Source organism: Amycolatopsis sp. 195334CR (assembly GCF_017309385.1).
In the GTDB taxonomy this organism is placed as follows: Bacteria; Actinomycetota; Actinomycetes; order Mycobacteriales; family Pseudonocardiaceae; genus Amycolatopsis.
Genome location: NZ_JAFJMJ010000001.1, coordinates 652,348 through 671,664, shown reverse-complemented (window position 1 = coordinate 671,664; position 19,317 = coordinate 652,348). Strand labels below are relative to the sequence as shown.

The window sequence follows — 19,317 nt, the reverse complement described above, 5'->3', positions numbered from 1 at the left end:
GGCCTGGTGTGCCTCAGCCCAGTGACCGGCTCAAAAGCGACCTCGCCCGCCGGGCCGGAGGCGCGGCCAAAGAAACAGCCGTTCGACGAGATCGTCACCGAGTACGGCGCCATGGTGCTGCGCGTCTGCCGCGCCGTGCTCGGGCACGCCGACGCCGAGGACGCCTGGTCGGAGACCTTTCTCTCCGCGCTCAAGGCGTACCCGGACCTGCCCGCCGACGCCAACGTCGAGGCCTGGCTCGTCACCATCGCGCACCGCAAGGCCATCGACGTGCGCCGGGCCGAGGCGCGGCGGGCGATCACCACCGCCGAGGTGCCGGAGCGCCCGTCCCCGCGCGGCCGCCCGGAGGACTGGGACGGCGACCTGTGGGCCGCGCTCGGCTCGCTGCCGGACCGCCAGCGGACCGCGGTCGCCTACCACTACCTCGGTGGCCTGCCCTACCAGGAGATCGCCGCGATCACCGGTGGCTCGGCCGACGCCGCGAGGCGCGCCGCCGCCGACGGGATCAAGAAACTCAGAGCCGTCTACCCGGGGAGTGACCGTGTCCGAGCTGTTCGCTGACCTGCCCGAGATCGATCCGGCGACCACCGCGCGGCTGCGCGCGAAGCTGGTCGCCGCCGCCGAGCGCGACGGGGTGCTGGACGTCGCCTACCGCACCGTCGACTCGCCGGTGGGGGAGTTGCTGCTGGCCGCCACCGACGCCGGGCTGGTCCGGGTGGCCTTCGCCCGCCAGGACCACGACGCCGTGCTGAAGAACCTCGCCGAGGTGGTCAGCCCACGCATCCTCCGCGCGCCGGGCCGCCTCGACGCCGCGGTCCACCAGCTCGACGAGTACTTCGACGGCCGGCGCCGCTCGTTCGACCTGCCGCTGGACTTCCGGCTGTCGAAGGGCTTCCGGCTGGCCGTGCTGACCCACCTAGCCGAGATCGGCTACGGCCGGACGGAGAGCTACGCCGAGGTCGCCACGGCCGCGGGCAGCCCGCGCGCGGTGCGGGCGGTCGGCACGGCGTGCGCGACGAACCCGTTGCCGCTGGTCGTGCCGTGCCACCGGGTGGTCCGCTCGGACGGTTCGTTCGGCGGGTACGCGGGCGGTGCCGAGGCGAAGCACCACCTGCTCAGCATGGAGGCCGCGTGACCCGACGCGGCACGCTGACCATCGGCTGCTCCCGCGACGACGAGTGCCGGGCGATGGCCGAGGCCGCCGCGGCCACCTGGACCGCGCGCGGTGGCACCGTTTTGTCCATTGTGGACTGGCCGGAGCAGGCGGCCTCGTGGTTGCGCCAGGCCAGGCGGTTCGTCGACGGCGGGCCGGACACCTGGCTGGTGATCGCCCGGCCGGACGGCTGGGCCCGGATGCGCGAACGCCTGCTCCGCTCGACCGACTGGGACCCGGCCCGAACCCACACCGTCCACCCGCCCGGCTGAATGCTATGAGTGGGGCATTACTTGCGTTGATTGCAAGTAATGCCCCACTCATAGCAATCGACCCGGGGCGGACGGCGCCGAGCAGCGCTAGTCTCCCGCCGTGGGGTTGCCTGGGGACGAGGAACTGGTGGCGCGGCTTCGTGCCCGCGACGAGGCGGCGTTCGCGCTCGTGCTCGACAGCTGGTCTCCCGGCCTGCTCCGGCTGGCCCGCTCGTTCGTCTCGACCGGCGAGTCCGCGGCCGAGGTCGTGCAGGACACCTGGCTCGCGGTGATCAAGGGCATCGACGGCTTCGAGGGCCGCTCCTCGTTGAAGACCTGGGTCTTCCGCATCCTGGTCAACACCGCGAAACGCCGGGGCAAGCGCGAATACCGGACCATCCCGGCGAGCGATCTCGGCCCCACCGTCGACCCGGCGAAGTTCGGCGGGCCCGGCGACCCGTTCCCCGGGCACTGGCTGGAACTGCCCGCGCCCTGGCCGGGCCCGGACCAGGCCGCGCTCGACGGCGAAGTGCGTGCCCAGGTGTCCGCCGCGCTCGCCGACCTGCCCGAACGCCAGCGCGTGGTGCTCACCCTGCGCGACGTCGAGGGCTACGACTCGGCGGAGGTGTGCGCGATACTGGAGATCTCCGCGGCCAACCAGCGCGTGCTGCTGCACCGCGCCCGCGCGTTCGTGCGGGGCAAACTGGACGCGTACTTCACCGACGAGGAGGTGGCACGGTGAACTGCGAGCAGTTCGTCGAGCAGGTCACGGCCTTTCTCGACGGGGTGATGGACCCGGCCGCGGAACGCCGGTTCGTCGACCACCTCGCCGAGTGCGACGGCTGCGGCACCTACCTGGACCAGGTCCGCGCGACCGTGCGGACCCTCGGCGATCTCCCGCCGGAGAACCTGCCGCCCGAAGCACGCGAGTCCCTGCTCGCCGCGTTCCGGCGAACCGACGTGTAACGCCTCAGCCCGCCGGTGACACTGCACCGGCATGCTGAACCGAGCGCCGTCAAAGGATTCGCTGGTCACCCGGCTGTGGCCGCTGCACGTGGCAACCGCGCTCCAGGGCGTTTCGCTCTGGGTGCCGGTCGAGAAGTTGTTCCTCACCGAGATCGGCTTCGACGCGGCCGCGGTCGGGCTGATGGCCGCCGCGTACGCCGCGGTCGTCCCGCTGGTCGAGGTTGTTTCCGGAATCCTCGCCGACCGCTGGAGCAGGCGCGGGGTGCTGGTACTGGCAAGCCTCGCCCTCGCGGTGTGCGCGCTGCTCGGCGGGCTCAGCCACGACGTGCCGTCCTACATCTTCGCCACGCTCTCGCTGGGCGTGTACTTCGCGATGTACTCCGGCACGATGGACGCGGTCGTCTACGACACCGTGCTCGCCGAGACCGGCGGCAGCGACCGGTTCGAGCAGCGGATCGGCCGGGTCCGGCTGATCGAGGCGGTAGCGCTGGTGGGCAGCTCGCTGGCCGGCGGCTGGCTGGCAGGCGCGTTCTCGACGCGGCTGACCTACTTCCTCACCGTGCCGTTCGCGTTGTTGTCCATCGTCGCCTACCTGCGGTTCGACGAGCCGCGGCTGCACCAGGCCGGTACGCGGACCGGACTGCGCGAGCAACTGGCGCTGACCTTCCGCACGCTCGTCCGGCGCGGCAGGCTGCTGCCGATCGTGGCGCTGTCCGTGCTCGCCGCGCTGCTCACCCAGGTGGTGTTCGAGTTCGGCCCGCTCTGGCTGGTCGCGCTGGCGCTGCCCGCGGTGCTGCACGGGCCGTACTGGGCGGCGCTGGTGTCCACGCTCGGCCTCGGCGGACTGCTCGGCGGGCGGCTCGCGCTCGGCAGGCCGCGCACGCTCGCCGCGGTGTGCGCGACCATGCTGGCGGCGAGCCTGGTGCTGGTCCTGCCCGCCGGGATCGTGCTGGTCACCGTCGCCCAGGTGGTGCTGGTGCTGCTGGTCGTGGTGGTGACCATCCACGTCACCCGGTTGCTCCACGACGCCGTCCCGTCGGCCGTCCGCTCGGGCGTCGCCTCCGGGGTCGGCGCGCTCTCCTGGACGGTGTTCCTGCTGTTCGCGCTGGTCATCGGCGGGCTGATGGACCGGAGCGGGTCCGCCGCGGCGGGCTGGCTGATCACCGGCACCACGGCGCTGGCCTGCCTGCTGCTGGCGGTCGTCGCCCGGCGTGATTAGTGAACGGACGAATCGGGAAGTCCGGGAGCATGCGCAGGAGCAAGCAACTGGTCATCGGGTGCGCCGCGGTGGGACTGCTCGCCGCCGGCTGCGGGGACGAACCGGATGGCGAAGAGGACAGCCCGCAGGTCAACGGCGCCGCCGGGGTCAACGTAGAGCAGGAGCGACGGCTCGCCGCACCCGAGCAGGGGACGGACGCCTTCACCTACGACCAGGCGGCGGCCCCGGTGGGCGCGGGCTTGCAGGTCTCGGCGAGGTCCACCGGCACGGGCACGCTGGTGGAGTTCGACGCCGACGGGCTGGCCGCCAACCGCGGTTACGCCGTCCACCTGCACGCCAAGCCGTGCGGGCCCACGGGCGATGCGGCGGGCCCGCACTTCCAGAACCGCGTCGACCCGGCGGCTACCCCGGAGCAGCCGTCGAAGGACCCGGCGTACGCGAATCCGCAGAACGAGTTCTGGCTCGACCTGCGCACGAACGCCGAGGGCGACGGCGAGTCCCGCACCGAGGTGCCGTTCGGCTTCAGCGACCGGGTCCCGGCTTCGGTGGTGGTGCACGCCGAGGAGCACACCGCGACCGAGCACGGCAAAGCCGGCCAGGCCGGTGGCCGGGTGGCCTGCATGACCGTGCCCTTCCGCTGACCTGGTCGTCGTGCCGTGGGCGCACGGTGCCCTGGTCGCCGGTGCGATCAGTAGTGGCGCCTGCGACCGCCGCCTGGCCGGGCTGACGCGGGTCAGGTCTCCGCGGTGACGCGGTCTTCTTCGAGGATCTTGTTGGCTGCCTCCAGCTGGCTGACGATCTGGGCGCGGAGGTCTTCGGCCTCCGCCGACCTGGCGTGCGCCTCCGCGAGGACGCGCTCCACCTCCGCCGCGGCCTCGGCCCTCTGCACCTCGATATCGTGCAGGGCCTCGCGCCGCCGCGCGGACATCGCGAGTTCGAAATCCTGTTCGGTCTGCTTCCGGCGCTGCTCGTCCCGCTCGCGCTGGGCGTGCGCGGTGGCCTTGATCTCGGTGGCTTCCAGCCGGGCCAGCTCCATCATGTGCCGGAGCCGCTCGGTCAGCCCGTCGGGCTCGATCGGCGCCTGGCACACCCGATCGAGTGCCGCCTGGAGTTCCTGGTTGTCCTCGAGCAGCACCGCCACCTGCTTCTCGAGGTCTTCCACTTGGGACACCGCGGCTTCGTGGCTCGCCACCGCCTCGGCCAGCTCGGCTCTGAGCTCGTCCAGACACTGCTCGACCTGACCGCGGTGGTAGCCGCGCCACACCACGCCGAAGTTGGGGTTCTCCGCCACGTCACCTCCAGAACCTCGGAGATCTCCAACATACCAACGAATTCGGCCGCGGTCTGCCGCCGATCGCGCGGTCTCGCGACTTTCCCTTGCGCACCAAGGAGAAATTCGGAAACCCTGGTGTGGCAAGGCATCCACCGGGTGAATTCCGGGTGAGGCGGGGCTACCCCGGCCAGGGTAGCCGGATCGAGTGGCTGTCCGTTTTTCCCGCCGTGCACGGAATTTCCCGCTACCCCACGATGAACCAGTAGGTCCGCTGCCCCGACTCGACCCCGTCCGCCGTGCGGCTGGTCACCCACAGGTAGGCGTACCCGGACTCGGCCGGGTGAGGGTGACCGTGGCGGTGCCGTCCGGACCCGCCACCGCGGTGCGCTGGGTTTCGTCGCGGGAGGTGCTGAAGACGTACTCGGTGCGCGCCACCGGGTAGAGCTCGCCGCCGGCGCAGTCGGCGAGCAGGGCGACGGTCACCCTGGTCTGCCCGGCGTCCATCGCCGCCCGGATCAGCTCGGTGCCGGCGGCCCCGACGTGTTCCGCCACGCAGACATCGCCGGCGTAGGGCCCGGCGAACCGGTCCCGCTCGGCGGGCTGGCGGACCCAGGTCGGCTGGTCCGCCGGATCGGTTCGCCACACCTCGGTGGCACGCGACGGTGGCCGCGGCCGCGCTGACCAGCAGGCTCATCAGCGCACGGCGGAACAAGGCGGATCTCGCCATGATGGAACCCCATGAGTGGACCCGGCGACCGGAGCGCCGGATGTGTCCCGTCCATCGATAGGTGATCAACGGCGTTACGCGCCGGTGAGGAGCGACTTCCGATGAGTAGCAAGGTGGCCGTGCTGGGTACCGGGATCATGGGCGCGGGCATGGCGCGCAGCCTGCTCCGCGCCGGTCACGAGGTGGTGGTGTGGAACCGCGACGCCGCCAAGGCGCGGCCCCTCGCCGAGGTCGGGGCGACGGTGGCCGATGACCCGGCCGACGCGGTGCGCGCCGCCGACGTCGTGGTCACCATGTTGTTCGACGCCGACGCGGTCCGGCAGGTGATGGCCGAGGCGCTGCCCGCCCTGTCCGGGGTCTGGGTCCAGTCGGGCACGGTCGGGGTCGAGGCCGCCGAGGAGTTCGCCGGGCTCGGCGCCCGCTACGTGGACGCGCCGGTGCTCGGCACCCGCAAGCCCGCCGAGGACGGCGCGCTGGTGGTGCTGGCCGCGGGCCCGGCGGACCTGCGCGACGCGGTCGCCCCGGTGTTCGACGCGATCGGCGCGCGCACCGTGTGGGTGAGCGAACGCCCGGGCGACGGCCACCGGCTCAAGCTCACCGCCAACGCCTGGGTGCTGTCCATCACCGCCGCCACCGCGCAGAGCGTGCGGCTGGCCGAGGACCTCGGGCTGGACCCGCGGCTGTTTCTCGACGTGCTCTCCGGCGGCCCGCTGGACAACCCGTACGCGCAGCTCAAGGGCGGGGCGATGATCGACGGCGAGTACCCGCCCGCGTTCCCCGCCGAGGGCGCGGCCAAGGACGCCGGGCTGATCCTGGCCGCCATGCGCGGCACCGACGACCGGCTGATGCGGGCGCTGAAGGCGTTGTTCGACGACGCCGTTACGAATGGGGACGGCGACCAGGACATGGCCGCGGTGAAGCGGGTCTTCCACCGGTGATCAAAACCGTCCACAGTGGACGGTGAAGATCACGATCGGATACGTGGCGCGGTAACGGTATGACCGACTGTAGGCGGACGAGAGCTTTTTGTGGACATCGGCTACGGTGTCTGCTTGCATGTTGCACTACGACCGTCGGCGTAGGGCCGGTGGGCGAAACGGAGCCGTACGCGACGAAGAGGGTAGACAGGCAGATGGCGACGCGGGCTCGGGAACTACTGGATCGCTCGCGGGTGCTGCGAGATCGCGCCCGCGCGGCCGCGGTCCAGTTCCTCAGCACCCCCGACCAACAACCGGTGCGGGGCACCCGGGTGATCGAGGCGCCGCCGCCTCCGCCCCCGGTGGACAACACCGAGCAGGAGGCGCTGGCCGGGATCTGCGCCAGCGTCGCGCTGCGCGACCTCAACCTGGTCGACTCCCTGCTCTCCCAGCTGGAAGAAATGGAAGCGCGCGAGGAGGACGACGAGCGGCTCTCCGAGCTGTACCGGCTCGACCACCTCGCCGCCCGCCTGCGCCGCAACGCGGAGAACCTGCGCGTGCTCGCCGGTCGCGAGGCCGGGGACAACGCCGGGGAGACCGCCTCGGTGGTCGACGTGATCCGGGCGGGCATGTCCTCGATCACGCACTACGCCAGGGTGTCGATCGGCCGCGTGGTCCCGCTCGGCGTGGTCGGCTTCGCCGCCGAGGACCTCAGCAGGCTGCTGTCCGAACTGCTCGACAACGCCACCGGCCAGTCCTCGCCGGACACCCCGGTCCGGGTCAGCGCCCACCTCACCGAGCAGGGCAGCGTGCTGATCCGCATCGAGGACGAGGGCATCGGCGTCCCGGCCGAACGGCTCGCCGAGCTGAACGACCGGCTCGACGCCGAACCGGTGCTCGACCACGCCTCGGTGCGGCACATGGGCCTGGCCGTGGTGCGGCGGCTCGCCGTGCGGCACGGCATGCGGGTGCGGCTGGAGCGCCGCGTCCCGCACGGCACCACCGCCACCGTGCTGCTGCCCGCCGAACTGGTCAGCGAACTGCCCGAGGCGGGCTGGTCGGGCACCGCCACGGTGGTCGTGCCGTCGAACGGGTTCACCCCCACCCTGGCGCCCCAGGCCGACGCGGTACCGCTGGCCCGCCGCGGCTCGTCGGGCTCGTCGAGCTCGTCGGATTCGTCGACCACGACGAGCACCTCGGGCACGCTGCCCAAGCGCACCGCCGGTGCCTCCGGCGCCACCGCCACGGCCGAGCCGCTGACCAAGCGGAAGCCGTCGCCCGCACCCCGTGGCGAAGACGAAAGCGGCGGGATCACCGCCGGCGGCCTGCCCCGCCGCGTACCCCGCAGCATCAAGGGCACCGGTGAGGACGAGCCGCAGCCGCCGCCCGCCCCGGAGGACCCGATCGACCAGAGCGACGGCCACGACCGGCTGCTCGCCGACCTCGGTGCCTTCTCCGACGGGGAACGCGCCGCGCTGGAGGAGCAGCAGCGCGACGCCGGCGGCGCCAGAGACGAGAACGACCCAGCGAAACCACCCGAGGGACCTCAAGCGTGACCGCCGCCCAGCACAGTTCCGGCAAGCAAGACTTCACCTGGCTGATCAACGACTTCGTGCACAAGGTGCACGGCGTCAGCCACGCGTTGATCATGTCGGCCGACGGGTTCCCGCTGACCTCGTCGGACAGCATGAACAACGACGACGCCGAGCAGCTCGCCGCCATCGCCAGCGGCCTGCTCAGCCTGGCGGGCAACAGCGCCGCGCTGTTCCACAAGGGCAGTTGTGAGCAGATCATCATCCGGCTCACCCACGGCTACTTCCTGTTCATGGGCATCGGGGTCGGGGCCGGTCTCGCCGTGCTGACCGGCCCGGAGTGCGACATGAAGGTCGTCGCGTACGAGATGACGCAGTTCGTCCGCAACGCCGGCCACGTGCTGACCCCTGAGATACGGGCCGACCTGCGGCGCGTGCTCACCGCCCGCAGGCCGCAGGCCTGACCGGCCGGGAGAAGGTGAACTACGTGTCCACTGACGAAGTGACCGAGCAGCCGGTCCGCAAGATGCGCAGCCGGCGTGTCCGCCCGTACACGCTCACCGGTGGCCGGACCCGGAGCAGGCACCACCTGCTGGTGGAAACGCTGATCTCGGTGCCGAGCTACGACCCGGTGCTGGCCGACGCGCTGATGCCGGAGTCGCGCGCGATCTACGAACGCGCCCGCACCCGCGCCTCGATCGCCGAGCTGTCCGCCGGGCTGACCATGCCGCTGGGCGTGGTGCGCGTGCTGATCAGCGATCTGGCGTCGCAGGGCGCGGTGCACATCCACTCCACGGCGCACACCTACTCCCACGACCTGTCGCTGCTGGAACGAGTCCTCGACGGGCTCAAGCGGCTCCCCGTCTAGACGAGGCCTTGAGCACCGCGGAAAGGACATGATGAGCAAGTCGAGCCTCGCGCAGCCGGACGCCGGAGACCCCTTGGCGGCGATTTCGGCCAAGATCGTCGTGGCGGGTGGTTTCGGGGTGGGGAAGACCACGCTGGTGAGCGCCGTTTCCGAGGTGCCGCCGCTGAACACCGACGCCTGGATGACCGAAGCGGGCCAGGGCGTGGACGATCCCCCGGACGGGGGCAAGAAGTCGACCACCACGGTGGCGATGGACTTCGGCCGGATCACCCTGCACTCGGATCTGCTGCTGTACCTGTTCGGCACGCCGGGCCAGCCCCGGTTCTGGTTCCTGTGGGACGACCTGTGCCGGGGTGCGCTCGGGGCGGTGGTGCTGGTGGACACCCGCCGCCTGGACCAGTCCTTCGCCGCGATCAACTACTTCGAGAACGACTCCGACCTGCCGTTCATCGTCGCGATCAACCTGTTCGACGGGGAGTTGACGCACTCGGTGGACGAGGTGCGCGACGCACTCGCGCTCAGCGACGACGTCCCGCTGGTCACCTGCGACGCGCGGGATCGCGGTTCGGTGCAGCGGGTGCTGCAGGACGTGGTCCGGCACACGATGTCGATGGCGAAGCTGTCGGTGCCCGGTGGGCTGCCGCGCGCCGAGTTCAGCCCCGCCTGATTTCCTCTCGAAGAACCGCCTTTCCTGGAGGGACGTCCCCACATGCCCAAGATCCTGATCGTCGGCGCCGGTCAGTCCGGCCTGCAGCTCGGGCTGAGCCTGTTAGAGCACGACGGGTACGAGGTCACCGTGATGTCGGCGCGGACGCCGGACGAGATCCGGGCCGGGCGGGTGATGTCCACCCAGTGCATGTTCCACCTGGCGCTGCAGCACGAGCGGGACCACGGGCTGAACTTCTGGGAGGCCGAGACGGTCAAGGTCGAGGGGCTGGGCGTGTCCATCGCCGCGCCGGACAGCAGCCGGGCGCTGGACTGGGTCGGCAGGCTGGACGACTACGCGCAGTCGGTGGACCAGCGGGTGAAGATGGCGGGCTGGCTGGAGAAGTTCGAGGAGCGCGGCGGGAAGCTGATCATCCACGGGGTGACCACCTCGGACCTGAACTCGCTGGCCGGCATGTACGACCTGGTGGTGGTCGCGGCGGGCAAGGGCGAGCTGGTGCAGTTGTTCGACCGCATTCCCGAGCTGTCGCCGTACACCCAGCCGCAGCGGGCGCTTTCGCTGGCCTACGTGCACGGGCTCAAGCCGAGGCCGGAGCACCCGGACTTCTCGGCGGTGCGGTTCAACATCATTCCCGGGGTCGGGGAACTGTTCATCATTCCCGCGTACACGCTCAGCGGGAACTGCGAGATCCTGTTCTTCGAGGGGATCCCGGGTGGGCCGCTGGACGTGTTCACCGACAACCCGCACCCGCAGGAGCACCTTGACCGGATACTGGCGCTGATGAAGCAGTACCTGCCGTGGGAGTACGACCGGGCGACCGAGGTGGAGCTGACCGACGCGCGCGCCACGCTCGCCGGTGGGTACACGCCGGTGGTGCGGAACGCGGTCGGTGAGCTGCCGTCGGGCCACGCGGTGCTCGGCATGGCGGACGTGGTGGTGGCCAACGACCCGATCACCGGGCAGGGCTCGAACAACGCGAGCAAGTGCGCGGCGTCCTATTTGGACTCGATTCTGGCGAACGGGGACAAGCCGTTCGACCGGCAGTGGATGAAGGGCGCGTTCGACCAGTACTGGGAGTACGCGCAGCACGTGACGATCTGGACGAACGCGATGCTGCAGCCGCCGCCCCCGCACGTGCTGGAGATCATCGGGACGGCCGGTGCGAAGCCGGAGGTGGCGCGGCGGTTCGCGAACGGGTTCCAGGATCCGTCCGATTTCCAGCACTGGTTCTTGGATCCGGAGAAGGCTGCTGCGTATCTGGCGAGTGTTTGATGGGGGGTTCCACCCCGGTCTTTTTAGTGTGACTACGGCGAGGGCCTCGATGTCAAGGCGGGAAAGATGCCTTGACTAACCAGCCCTCGCCGTGTTTTGGGCTGTGGACCGGGGATGGGGAGGTCTGGGGTGGTGGGTGGCTGGGTTGCGTCGCCGGCCGCCGGTTGGGCAGTCGGTTGGGCGGCCGCCGGTTGGGCAGTCGGTTGGGCGGCCGCCGGTTGGGTGGCGGCCGGGTGGTGGTTGGGCGGTCGCCGGGTGGGTGGTGGCGTGATGAGTGCTGTGAATGTGGCTTTCACTGCCGATTTCGCAGTGAAAGCCACATTCACAGCAGTACGGCGATGACGATGGCGGTGGCGTTGTCCTTGCCACCGGCGGAGTCTGCGGCGGTTAGCAGGCGTTGGACTTGGGTGGCCGGGGCCGCGCCCGGTTGGCCCAGGATTTCTGCGAGGGTTGCGAACGGCACCTGTTCGGCGATGCCGTCGGTGCACAGCAGGTACACATCTCCTGGCCGGGCCGCCATGTTCAGGACGTCCGGGGCGGGTTCGTCACCGTGGCCGATGTAGCGGGTCAGTTGGTAGCGCGCCGCCGCGGCTTCGGGGGAGTCGAAGGGGTACCAGCCGTGGACGGCCCCGAGCCACGCCATGGTGTGGTCGGTGGTGAGCAGTTCGAGCTGCCTGCCGCGCCATCGGTACACCCGCGAATCCCCGATCTGGGTGATCCAGAACTCCGGCCCGTCGGCGACCAGCGCGGTCAGCGTGCACCCCGCCAGTCCACCGAGCCGCCTGCCGAAGTCACCTACGCGTCGCTGCGCCAGCGCGACGGCGTCGCGCAGCTTCGACGGGTCCGGCGCGGCTCCGGCGACGAAGGTGTCCACCGCGGTCCGGCCGGCCATCGCGCTGCCCGGACCGTCGCCCATCCCGTCCGCCACGACGGCCAGCAGCGGGTCTTCGGCCAGGTACCAGACGTCGTAGTTCTCCCGGTACTTGGCGCCGACCGCGCTGCCGCCCGCCGCGCGGATCACCGCGGGGTTTCCTCGATCTTGTCCACGCGGTCCGGGTAGAACGCCAGGTGACCCTTGATCCCGGCGACCGCGTCGTACGGTTCGTCGTAGGTCCAGATGGCGTTCTCCCCACCACCGCTGATGCTGAAGTACGCGGACTCGCCCTTGTACGGGCAGTACGTCTGGTGGTCCGTCGGCTCCAGCACGGAGAAGTCCACGTCCTCGCGCGGGATGTACGACACGGCCGGGTAGTTCGCCTCCCGCAGCGTGAGCGCCTTCGTGGTGTCGGCGATCGTGCGCCCACCGGCCGTGACGACGACGCGGTTCGGGTTGGGTTCGATGGTGATCGGGTGGTCCGGTCCGGGGACCAGCACCTTCCTGTCCGGCATGGCGTGCTCCGTTCCTGGCGGGTCAGCCGCCGTTCGACGGCTGGTAGGCCCTGGCCTTGAACGTCAACGCCGCCGGCGTGGAGAACCTTCCCACCGAATCCACCAGCGTCCGCCCGATCGCCTGCCGCGCGCGCAGCGCCGGGTGGGTGGCGCCGAAGTTCGTGTCGTTGGCCGCCGCGTCACCGGTGAACGGGCCCGAGGCGAACAGCGCGTAGGTGACCACCGGCCTGCCCTCGGTGTCGAAGACGATCCCGGCCTCGTTGCGGCCGTCGTTGAACCAGCCCGCCTTGGCCGCCACGCGCAGCCGCTCGTCGGAGCTGAGGTCGAGGCGGATGCCGTCGGTGAACGAGCTGAGCGAGCGCAGCACGGTGAGCAGGTACTCGGTCGACGCCGGCGAGAGCAGCGTGCCGCCGACCAGCTTCCGCAGCAGGTCGTGGGTCTCCCGCGGGGTCGTGGTGCCGAGGAAGAACCGGTTCGGGTTGGCCACCGGCACCACCTGGGTGTGCACAAAACCCTTGCCGCGCAGGATCTCGTTGAGTTCCAGGGCCGGGCAGACCAGGCCGCACAGGCGGACCGCGGTGTTGTCCGACAGGGTCAGCAGCGCGGCCATCGCGTGCCCGAGCGTCACCGAGCTGGGGTACGCGCCGTCGAGGCCGAAGATGCCGTCGGTGTCCTTGATGACGATGTCGGCGGTGACGTCCACGCGCTGGTCCAGCGTGAGCAGGCCGCGGTCGACCTTGTCCAGCACCGCGGCGGCCACCGCGATCTTGTTCACGCTGTAGGCCTCGACGACCTCGTCGGCGCGGTCCGCCACGGCGGCGGTCTCGGCACCGGCCACGCCGATGTAGGAGGACCAGGTGCCCCGCGCGCGGCGGGTTTCGCGGGCGTAGACCCGCGCGATCTTGCGGTTGGCCGAAGCGGCGTCGACGGCGACGATCTCTTCGTCTTCGGCGGAAGCGGGGGAGGCGGAGGCGAGCACAACGCCGGCGGCGGCCGCACCGCCGAGGCCGAGCATGTGCCTGCGATTCACGGTCATGGCGGGATCCTATTACCTCCCGCGTAATCGACGTGGTCGGCGCGAACCGCGAAAGTTGGGGCATCGGAACGAAAACAGGAGGAAACGATGTTCGAACTTCGCAACGTGCTGAGGCTGGACGCGCTGGCTTCGGGGGCGGTCGGGCTGGTGCTGGCCGCGCTGTGCGCGGTGCTGGCGGAACCGCTCGGCATCCCGGTGGCGGTGTCGCTGACCGCCGGGGTGGGGCTGGTGGGCTGGGCGGTGTTCGTCGGCTGGGTGTCCTCCGGGCTCAAGCCGGGCCTGGTCCGGGAAGTGATTTCGATCAACGTCCTCTACGTACTGGGCAGCGCGGCGTACGCGTTCCTGGGCGGTCTCACCGGGCTCGGTGTCGCATTTGTCCTGGTCCAGGCGGTGGCCGTGCTCGGGCTGACCGCACTGCAGGTGACCGGGCTGTCCGCGACACGCCCGGTGACGGCCGGGTGAGACCAACGGGCGAGGTGGCCGGGGGTCTGGTTGGCTGGCGGCATGGCTGCCACTCGATCCCCGGTGTTGTCCTGGACGACGGTGGTCCCGGTGCTCGCGGCGCTCGTGCTGGCCGCGACCTGGGGCCGCGACCTCAGCACGCTCTTCGTCATCCTGGTCGCGCTCGTGCTGGCGGCGACCGTGCTGGCCGCGGTGCACCACGCCGAGGTGGTGGCGCACCGCGTCGGTGAACCCTTCGGTTCACTGGTGCTCGCGGTGGCGGTGACCATCATCGAGGTGGCGCTGATCGTCACGCTGATGGTCTCGGGTGGACCGGAGTCGGCGTCGCTGGCCAGGGACACCGTGTTCGCCGCGGTGATGATCACCTGCAACGGCATCGTCGGCATCGCGCTGATGGCGGGCGCGATCCGGCACCGCTTCACCCACTTCAACGCCGAGGGCACCGGCGGCGCGCTGGCCACGGTGGCCACCCTCGCCACGCTCAGCCTGGTGCTGCCGACCTTCACCACCAGCCAGGCCGGGCCGGAGTTCTCCAGCGCGCAGCTGGTTTTCGCGGCACTGGCCTCGCTGGCGCTGTACGGCATGTTCGTGTTCACCCAGACCGTCCGGCACCGCGACTTCTTCCTGCCGGTGGAGACCGAGAGCGGGTCCACCGACGCCGACGGTGACGGGCACGCCGACCCGCCCAGCGGCAAGGCCGCCCTGCTCAGCCTGGGACTGCTGCTGATCGCGCTGGTGGCCGTGGTCGGACTGGCCAAAGTGGAGTCCCCGGCGATCGAGGCGGGCGTGAAGGCGATCGGCTTCCCGCCGACCTTCGTCGGGGTGGTGATCGCGCTGCTGGTGCTGGCGCCGGAAACGCTCGCCGCGCTGCGGGCCGCCCTGCGGGAACGCGTCCAGATCAGCCTCAACCTGGCCTACGGCTCGGCGATGGCCAGCATCGGCCTGACCATTCCGGCGATCGCGGTGGCCACCATCTGGCTGGACGGCCCGCTGATGCTCGGCCTCGGCGCCACCCAGATGGTCCTGTTCGGACTGACCATGGTGGTCAGCGTGCTCACCGTGGTGCCCGGCCGCGCCACCCGCCTGCAGGGCGGGGTGCACCTGGTGCTGCTGGCGGCGTTCCTGTTCCTGGCGGTCAATCCCTAGATCGAGCGCTGCCGGTCCGCCCAGTAGGGGGCGCGCAGGTCGCGTTTGAGGATCTTGCCGGTGGCGTTGCGCGGCAGCGCCGCCACCAGGTCCACTGTGGTCGGTCGCTTGTAGCCGGCCAGCTTGCCGGTGCAGTAGTCCAGCAGCGCGGCCTCGTCGAGTTCACCCGACGGGACCACGACGGCCTTCACCGTCTCGCCCCACTTCTCGTCCGGCACGCCGATGACCGCGACCTCGGCGACCGCGGGGTGTTCGCTGAGCACGCGCTCCACCTCGGCCGGGTACACGTTCTCCCCGCCGGAGATGATCATGTCCTTCACGCGGTCCTCGACGAAGAGGTAACCGGCCTCGTCGCGGTGCCCGGCGTCGCCGGTGCGCAGCCAGCCGTCGGTGAAGGTCGCCGCGGTCTCGTCCGGTCGCCGCCAGTACCCGGCCATCACCTGCGCACCGCGGATCTGGAACTCGCCGACCGCGCCGTCCGGCACCGGTTCGCCGGTCACCGGGTCGACCACGCGCACCTCCACTCCGCGCACCGGCTTGCCCGCGGCGGTGAGCCGTTCGCCCGCGCGGTGGTCCTCCGGGCCGAGCACGCAGAACACACCAGAGGCCTCGGTCATGCCGTACACCTGGTAGAAGTCCACGCCGAAGGCCGCCATCGACCGTCGCAGCAGCGGTTCCGGCATCGGCGAGCCGCCGTAACCGAGGCAGCGCAGGGTCGAATAGTCGTAGTCCTCGACGCCGGGGACCTGGAGGAAGAAGCCGAACACCGCGGGCACGAAGAACGCGTGGGTGACCGCGTCCCGGCCGAGCTGGGCGAGGAGCTGGTCGGGCACCACTTCGCGGACCACGATCGTTTCGCAGCCGACGCCCATGCCGCCGAGCGCCCAGCTGGTGCCGCCGACGTGGAACAGCGGCATGGCCACCAGGTTCACCGAGTCGCGGTCGAAGCGGAAGGCCTCGGTGGCGGCGTCGGCGTGGGCCAGCATCGAGCGGTGGGTGAGCTGCACGCCCTTGGGGTGCCCGGTGGTGCCGGAGGTGTAGAGCTGGAGGAAGCAGTCGTCCGGCTCGGGTTCGGCCCCTTCGGTGAATTCCGTTGCGGTGGCGAGGAAATCCTCGTAGTCGTCGACGGCGACCACCCGCTCGACGGTCTCCAGCCGGTCCCGGATCTCGTCGACCACCCCGCGCAGTTCAGCGCCGACGAACAGCACGCGCGCGGCCGAATCGTTGAGCACGTAGACCAGTTCGTCGGGGGCCAGCCGGAAGTTGACCACCGCGTTGGCCGTGCCGGCCAGTGCGCACGCGAGCGTGGTTTCCAGGCAGGCGGGGTGGTTCTTGTCCAGGAAGGCGACCCGGTCACCGGGGCGCAACCCGGCCGCGAGCTGGGCACCGGCGTTGCGGCGGACCCGGCTGACCAGCTCGGCCCAGGTCCACGCGTGCTCCCCGAACCGCAGGGCGATCCGGCCGGGCTCCTCGCCGGCCCAGCGCTGGACCGTGGTGAAGACGCTCACCGGGGCGAGCTTACCGGCGACGCGGCCACCCGGCGGCTGATCAGGAAGCCGAACGCGCCGGCGGTGAAGAACATGACGATGCCGTAGACCGCGCCGGGAATGGCGATCTGCGTGCTGTTCAGCAGGGTGAGCGCGATGGTGATGGCCAGCACGCTGTTGTGGATGCCGATCTCCATCGCGGCGGCGATCGACTGCCTGCGGTCCACCTTGAACAACCGCGGCGCGAGGTAGCCGACCCCGATGGAGAGCACGCTGAACAGGAACGTGGCCAGCCCGACGTCGGCGAGGTAGCCGCCGATGTTCTCGCGCTCCTGGTAGACGGCCACGAGAATGGTGCCGACGAGGAACAACACGGACAGCAGCTTCACCGGCTTCTGCGCGCGTTCGGCGAAGGCCGGGGCGCGGTGGCGCGCGAGCATGCCCAGCGCCACCGGGATCAGCACGATCGCGAAGATCTGCACGGTTTTGCCGAACTGCAGGCCGATCCCGGCGTCCCCGGCGAGGAAGTGGCCGAGCGCGAAGTTCACCACCAGCGGCAGGGTGAGCACGGCGAGCAGGGAGTTGACCGCGGTGAGGGTGATGTTCAGCGCCACGTCGCCGTGGGCGAGGTGGCTGAACAGGTTCGCCGTGGTGCCGCCGGGCGAGGCGGCCAGCAGCATCATGCCGACCGCCAGTTCCGGCGGGAGCGAAAGGGCGTAGACCAGGCCGAAGCACACCGCGGGCAGGATCAGCACCTGGCAGACCAGTGCCACCACCACGGCCTTCGGATAGCTGAGCACGCGGGCGAAGTCCTTGGTGGTCAGCGAAAGCCCGAGGCCGAACATGATCACGCCGAGCGCGATGGGCAGCAGCACGGTGGTGGCGACCGAGGATTCCACAGCGAAACCTCCGCGGGGGACAATCCGGAGGAACCGGACCAGGGCGGCCCAGTCTCGCAGCCACCGCCCGCCGAATCCAGGCCCGAAGCCGGTTCGTGGCCGAACCGATCTTCGGTTATCAGGCCATCGCGGGAACCCTTCGGTCCTCGGAGCGCATCGCGGGCAACGCCGCGCACAGTGCCACGCCGCCGAGCACCATCAGCGCGGTGACCTGGGTACCGACGCACACCGCGCCGACGACGAAGGTGCCCGCGGCCCACAGCGGGACGTGGCGGCGGACGGCCAGCAGGATCACCAGCAGCGTGACCGCGCCCAGTTGCAGCGACGGCACGACGCCGTAGAAGAAGCTCTCGAAGCCGGGCAGGTCGCGGATCGACCGGGTGATGGCGCCCAGCCCGGCGCGGTCCTCGGCCCGGAAGCCGGCGATCAGGTCGATCACCATCTGCCCCTGGATGGCGATGAGCCCGATCAGCCCGGCCACGCCGAGCACGTCGGCGAGCAGGCGTGCTTGCGTTCTGGCTCTGGTCCAGAGTGCGGCGAGCACGATGCCGAACGCGAGGTACCCGAGGACGTAGGCGAGGTGCGCGCCCGTCCAGAGGGGGAGCGCGATGCTCCAGTCGAGGCCGGTGTTGCCCTTCCAGCCGAACTTCATCGCGATCACGCCGGCGAGCAGGAGCACCGGCCCCGCGACGAACGCACCTTTGACCACAGCAGGTTTCATGCCCCATACCGTGGCGGCGAACGGCGCCGGGGACATCCGGGAATCTCCCGCCGCCGGACCCCTAGGTGATGGACACGAGGCCTCGGGCGGTGCTGTGAAGGTGGCTTTCACCGCACCGCCCCCTGTCACGAATGTGGCTTTCGAGACGCGGAACGTCTCGAAAGCCACATTCGTGACATCGCCTAGGTGGTCAGGGCGAAGTGGATGCGGACCGGGTGCGCCGGTGCGCCGTCGTCGGCGCCGTCCGCGATGCCCGCTGCGACGATCCGGTCGAGCGTGTCCATGCCCCACACCACGCGCCCGAGCACGCTGTACTTCGGGTCGATGTTCGCGTGCGAGTGCACCACGAAGAACTGGCTGCCGTTCGTGCCCGGGCCCTGGTTGCCCATCGCGACCGTGCCCCGCGGATAGGTCTCCTTCCCGGTCACCTCATCGGGGAACCGGTAACCGGGTCCGCCCTTCTCCACCTCGTAGATGTCCCCGCACTGCAGCACGCCCAGCCGTTGCGAAGCGGTCAGCCGGAAGCACTGCGTGTGCTGGTAGAACCAGCTGCGGATCAGGTGCCGGAAGTTGTGCACCGCGCACGGCGCGTTCGCTTTGTCCAGCTCGATCGCGACCAACCCGTAGTTGGTCTGCAGCACCGCCTTCGCGGTGCCCTTGGCCGAGGCGGTCGGCGACGGCGGCTGAACCGGCCGCGCGGCCGGGTTCTCCGGGGTCGGCGTGAACTCGCACTGCACGGTCGAAGCGGTGGCCGGGGTGGCGGGCGCGGCCTGGGCGGGGGTGGCCAGCCCGGCCAGTGCCAGCGCGGAAACCACGGCGATGGTCCACCGGTGCGTAATTTTCATGCGCGCACGTTAACCCGATCGGGGCGGAACGTCAGCTCCCCGCGGCGGGTTCGAAGACCTGCCGCCCGGTTTCGGTCTGCGTGGTCAGCCCGAACAACGCGGCGGCGACCAGCTCGCGCTGCTCGGCAGGCATGCCCGCGGTCAGCTCGTCGAGCCGGTCGACCACGTCGTTGTGCGCGCGTTCGCCGAGTTCGGCGCCGGTCTCGGTGAGCTGGATCTGGCAGGCGCGCCGGTCGTGGTCGTCGCGCACCCTGGCCACCAGCCCGCGGCGCTCGACCCGGTCCACCAGCCCGGTCAGGCTGGACTTCTCCAGGTGCAGGATCCGGCTCAGCTCGGTCATGCCCACCGGCCCGGGGGTCAGCGCGCACAGCAGCTGCGCCTGCGGCTGAGTCAGGTCGTGGTCCCGGCTGGCATCGGTGAACACGCGCTGCACCAGGTGCGACAGCCGCACCAGTGCGGTCGCCAGCTCGGTCCCGTCACTCATGTC

The 19,317-nt window shown here is 70.8% G+C and carries 25 protein-coding genes; 15 read left to right on the top strand and 10 right to left on the bottom strand.

What is annotated here, in order from left to right; all coding sequences use genetic code 11:
* The first annotated feature begins 21 nt into the window (after positions 1-21).
* From JYK18_RS03355 to JYK18_RS03325, 7 genes are all read left to right on the top strand, one after another.
* Positions 22-561, top strand: a complete 540-nt coding sequence (locus JYK18_RS03355) for a sigma-70 family RNA polymerase sigma factor (protein ID WP_307795765.1) — start codon at positions 22-24, stop codon at positions 559-561.
* On the top strand, positions 551-1,135 hold the full coding sequence (locus JYK18_RS03350) for a methylated-DNA--[protein]-cysteine S-methyltransferase (RefSeq protein ID WP_242579678.1): 585 nt from the start codon (positions 551-553) through the stop codon (positions 1,133-1,135). The genes JYK18_RS03355 and JYK18_RS03350 overlap by 11 nt, the downstream gene beginning before the upstream one ends.
* Positions 1,132-1,425, top strand: coding sequence for a hypothetical protein (locus tag JYK18_RS03345; protein ID WP_206800654.1), 294 nt, complete (start codon positions 1,132-1,134; stop codon positions 1,423-1,425). The genes JYK18_RS03350 and JYK18_RS03345 overlap by 4 nt, the downstream gene beginning before the upstream one ends.
* A gap of 100 nt (positions 1,426-1,525) precedes the next feature.
* Positions 1,526-2,146, top strand: coding sequence for an RNA polymerase sigma factor (locus JYK18_RS03340; protein ID WP_206800652.1), 621 nt, complete (start codon positions 1,526-1,528; stop codon positions 2,144-2,146).
* Positions 2,143-2,370, top strand: coding sequence for an anti-sigma factor (locus tag JYK18_RS03335; RefSeq protein WP_206800650.1), 228 nt, complete (start codon positions 2,143-2,145; stop codon positions 2,368-2,370). Before JYK18_RS03340 ends, JYK18_RS03335 begins: the two co-directional genes overlap by 4 nt.
* Before the next feature lie 31 nt (positions 2,371-2,401).
* A complete protein-coding gene (locus JYK18_RS03330; RefSeq protein WP_206800643.1) occupies positions 2,402-3,589 on the top strand; it encodes an MFS transporter in 1,188 nt (395 codons plus the stop codon).
* Between the two features lie 29 nt (positions 3,590-3,618).
* A complete protein-coding gene (locus JYK18_RS03325; RefSeq protein WP_206800641.1) occupies positions 3,619-4,230 on the top strand; it encodes a superoxide dismutase family protein in 612 nt (203 codons plus the stop codon).
* 92 nt (positions 4,231-4,322) lie between these two features.
* Here JYK18_RS03325 and JYK18_RS03320 read toward each other — a convergent pair whose 3' ends face one another.
* On the bottom strand, positions 4,323-4,880 hold the full coding sequence (locus JYK18_RS03320) for a hypothetical protein (RefSeq protein ID WP_206800639.1): 558 nt from the start codon (positions 4,878-4,880) through the stop codon (positions 4,323-4,325).
* Between the two features lie 288 nt (positions 4,881-5,168).
* A complete protein-coding gene (locus tag JYK18_RS03315) occupies positions 5,169-5,507 on the bottom strand; it encodes a hypothetical protein (RefSeq protein WP_206800637.1) in 339 nt (112 codons plus the stop codon).
* A gap of 183 nt (positions 5,508-5,690) precedes the next feature.
* Here JYK18_RS03315 and JYK18_RS03310 point away from each other — a divergent pair, with 183 nt between their 5' ends.
* The 6 genes from JYK18_RS03310 (at position 5,691) to JYK18_RS03285 (ending at position 10,845) form a co-directional block, all read left to right on the top strand.
* Entirely contained in the window at positions 5,691-6,527 is an 837-nt protein-coding gene (locus JYK18_RS03310; protein WP_206800635.1) for an NAD(P)-dependent oxidoreductase, read from the top strand.
* Between the two features lie 194 nt (positions 6,528-6,721).
* Positions 6,722-8,062: a sensor histidine kinase KdpD gene (locus JYK18_RS03305; RefSeq protein WP_206800633.1), complete on the top strand. Its 1,341-nt coding sequence runs from the start codon at positions 6,722-6,724 to the stop codon at positions 8,060-8,062.
* Entirely contained in the window at positions 8,059-8,502 is a 444-nt protein-coding gene (locus tag JYK18_RS03300; protein ID WP_206800631.1) for a roadblock/LC7 domain-containing protein, read from the top strand. The genes JYK18_RS03305 and JYK18_RS03300 overlap by 4 nt, the downstream gene beginning before the upstream one ends.
* Positions 8,503-8,564: 62 nt before the next feature.
* Positions 8,565-8,906, top strand: a complete 342-nt coding sequence (locus JYK18_RS03295; RefSeq protein WP_206804000.1) for a DUF742 domain-containing protein — start codon at positions 8,565-8,567, stop codon at positions 8,904-8,906.
* A 28-nt stretch (positions 8,907-8,934) separates the two neighbouring features.
* Complete coding sequence (locus tag JYK18_RS03290; protein ID WP_374194983.1) at positions 8,935-9,573, top strand: ATP/GTP-binding protein; 639 nt, start codon at positions 8,935-8,937, stop codon at positions 9,571-9,573.
* Positions 9,574-9,615: 42 nt separating this feature from the next.
* Positions 9,616-10,845: a styrene monooxygenase/indole monooxygenase family protein gene (locus tag JYK18_RS03285; protein WP_206800628.1), complete on the top strand. Its 1,230-nt coding sequence runs from the start codon at positions 9,616-9,618 to the stop codon at positions 10,843-10,845.
* Between the two features lie 322 nt (positions 10,846-11,167).
* Here JYK18_RS03285 and JYK18_RS03280 read toward each other — a convergent pair whose 3' ends face one another.
* The 3 genes from JYK18_RS03280 to JYK18_RS03270 are packed head-to-tail and all read right to left on the bottom strand — an operon-like array spanning position 11,168 to position 13,270.
* Positions 11,168-11,866: a PP2C family serine/threonine-protein phosphatase gene (locus tag JYK18_RS03280; protein ID WP_206800626.1), complete on the bottom strand. Its 699-nt coding sequence runs from the start codon at positions 11,864-11,866 to the stop codon at positions 11,168-11,170.
* Positions 11,863-12,234 (bottom strand): DUF427 domain-containing protein, encoded by a 372-nt coding sequence (locus tag JYK18_RS03275; protein ID WP_206800624.1) that lies wholly within the window; start codon positions 12,232-12,234, stop codon positions 11,863-11,865. The genes JYK18_RS03280 and JYK18_RS03275 overlap by 4 nt, the downstream gene beginning before the upstream one ends.
* 22 nt (positions 12,235-12,256) lie before the next feature.
* Positions 12,257-13,270 (bottom strand): serine hydrolase, encoded by a 1,014-nt coding sequence (locus JYK18_RS03270; protein WP_242578928.1) that lies wholly within the window; start codon positions 13,268-13,270, stop codon positions 12,257-12,259.
* 87 nt (positions 13,271-13,357) lie between these two features.
* On the opposite strand from JYK18_RS03270, the gene JYK18_RS03265 reads away from it, so the two are divergent.
* On the top strand, positions 13,358-13,732 hold the full coding sequence (locus tag JYK18_RS03265) for a hypothetical protein (protein ID WP_206800622.1): 375 nt from the start codon (positions 13,358-13,360) through the stop codon (positions 13,730-13,732).
* A gap of 42 nt (positions 13,733-13,774) precedes the next feature.
* Complete coding sequence (locus tag JYK18_RS03260; protein WP_206800619.1) at positions 13,775-14,878, top strand: calcium:proton antiporter; 1,104 nt, start codon at positions 13,775-13,777, stop codon at positions 14,876-14,878.
* Here JYK18_RS03260 and JYK18_RS03255 read toward each other — a convergent pair.
* The 5 genes from JYK18_RS03255 to JYK18_RS03235 form a co-directional block, all read right to left on the bottom strand.
* Complete coding sequence (locus JYK18_RS03255; protein ID WP_206800618.1) at positions 14,875-16,386, bottom strand: long-chain-fatty-acid--CoA ligase; 1,512 nt, start codon at positions 16,384-16,386, stop codon at positions 14,875-14,877. The genes JYK18_RS03260 and JYK18_RS03255 overlap by 4 nt on opposite strands.
* On the bottom strand, positions 16,383-17,264 hold the full coding sequence (locus JYK18_RS03250; RefSeq protein ID WP_206800616.1) for a bile acid:sodium symporter family protein: 882 nt from the start codon (positions 17,262-17,264) through the stop codon (positions 16,383-16,385). Before JYK18_RS03250 ends, JYK18_RS03255 begins: the two co-directional genes overlap by 4 nt.
* A gap of 118 nt (positions 17,265-17,382) precedes the next feature.
* The gene (locus tag JYK18_RS03245) at positions 17,383-17,985 is read right to left on the bottom strand and encodes a hypothetical protein (RefSeq protein WP_206800614.1); all 603 of its coding nucleotides are present in this window, start codon (positions 17,983-17,985) and stop codon (positions 17,383-17,385) included.
* 182 nt (positions 17,986-18,167) lie between these two features.
* Complete coding sequence (locus JYK18_RS03240; RefSeq protein WP_206800612.1) at positions 18,168-18,830, bottom strand: peptidylprolyl isomerase; 663 nt, start codon at positions 18,828-18,830, stop codon at positions 18,168-18,170.
* Positions 18,831-18,861: 31 nt separating this feature from the next.
* Positions 18,862-19,314 carry a MarR family winged helix-turn-helix transcriptional regulator gene (locus JYK18_RS03235; protein WP_206800610.1) on the bottom strand — a complete coding sequence of 151 codons (453 nt, stop codon included), beginning with the start codon at positions 19,312-19,314 and terminating at the stop codon, positions 18,862-18,864.
* Positions 19,315-19,317: the final 3 nt, after the last annotated feature.

What these genes read in the sequence shown, in the direction of transcription:
- JYK18_RS03285 (WP_206800628.1), top strand. Translation starts at nt 9,616, where the DNA reads ATGCCCAAGATCCTGATCGTCGGCGCCGGTCAGTCCGGCCTGCAGCTC.
- JYK18_RS03305 (WP_206800633.1), top strand. Translation starts at nt 6,722, where the DNA reads ATGGCGACGCGGGCTCGGGAACTACTGGATCGCTCGCGGGTGCTGCGA.
- JYK18_RS03330 (WP_206800643.1), top strand. Translation starts at nt 2,402, where the DNA reads ATGCTGAACCGAGCGCCGTCAAAGGATTCGCTGGTCACCCGGCTGTGG.
- JYK18_RS03245 (WP_206800614.1), bottom strand. Translation starts at nt 17,985, where the DNA reads ATGAAACCTGCTGTGGTCAAAGGTGCGTTCGTCGCGGGGCCGGTGCTC.
- JYK18_RS03295 (WP_206804000.1), top strand. Translation starts at nt 8,565, where the DNA reads ATGCGCAGCCGGCGTGTCCGCCCGTACACGCTCACCGGTGGCCGGACC.
- JYK18_RS03260 (WP_206800619.1), top strand. Translation starts at nt 13,775, where the DNA reads ATGGCTGCCACTCGATCCCCGGTGTTGTCCTGGACGACGGTGGTCCCG.
- JYK18_RS03265 (WP_206800622.1), top strand. Translation starts at nt 13,358, where the DNA reads ATGTTCGAACTTCGCAACGTGCTGAGGCTGGACGCGCTGGCTTCGGGG.
- JYK18_RS03325 (WP_206800641.1), top strand. Translation starts at nt 3,619, where the DNA reads ATGCGCAGGAGCAAGCAACTGGTCATCGGGTGCGCCGCGGTGGGACTG.
- JYK18_RS03310 (WP_206800635.1), top strand. Translation starts at nt 5,691, where the DNA reads ATGAGTAGCAAGGTGGCCGTGCTGGGTACCGGGATCATGGGCGCGGGC.
- JYK18_RS03235 (WP_206800610.1), bottom strand. Translation starts at nt 19,314, where the DNA reads ATGAGTGACGGGACCGAGCTGGCGACCGCACTGGTGCGGCTGTCGCAC.
- JYK18_RS03240 (WP_206800612.1), bottom strand. Translation starts at nt 18,830, where the DNA reads ATGAAAATTACGCACCGGTGGACCATCGCCGTGGTTTCCGCGCTGGCA.
- JYK18_RS03275 (WP_206800624.1), bottom strand. Translation starts at nt 12,234, where the DNA reads ATGCCGGACAGGAAGGTGCTGGTCCCCGGACCGGACCACCCGATCACC.
- JYK18_RS03290 (WP_374194983.1), top strand. Translation starts at nt 8,935, where the DNA reads ATGATGAGCAAGTCGAGCCTCGCGCAGCCGGACGCCGGAGACCCCTTG.
- JYK18_RS03270 (WP_242578928.1), bottom strand. Translation starts at nt 13,270, where the DNA reads ATGACCGTGAATCGCAGGCACATGCTCGGCCTCGGCGGTGCGGCCGCC.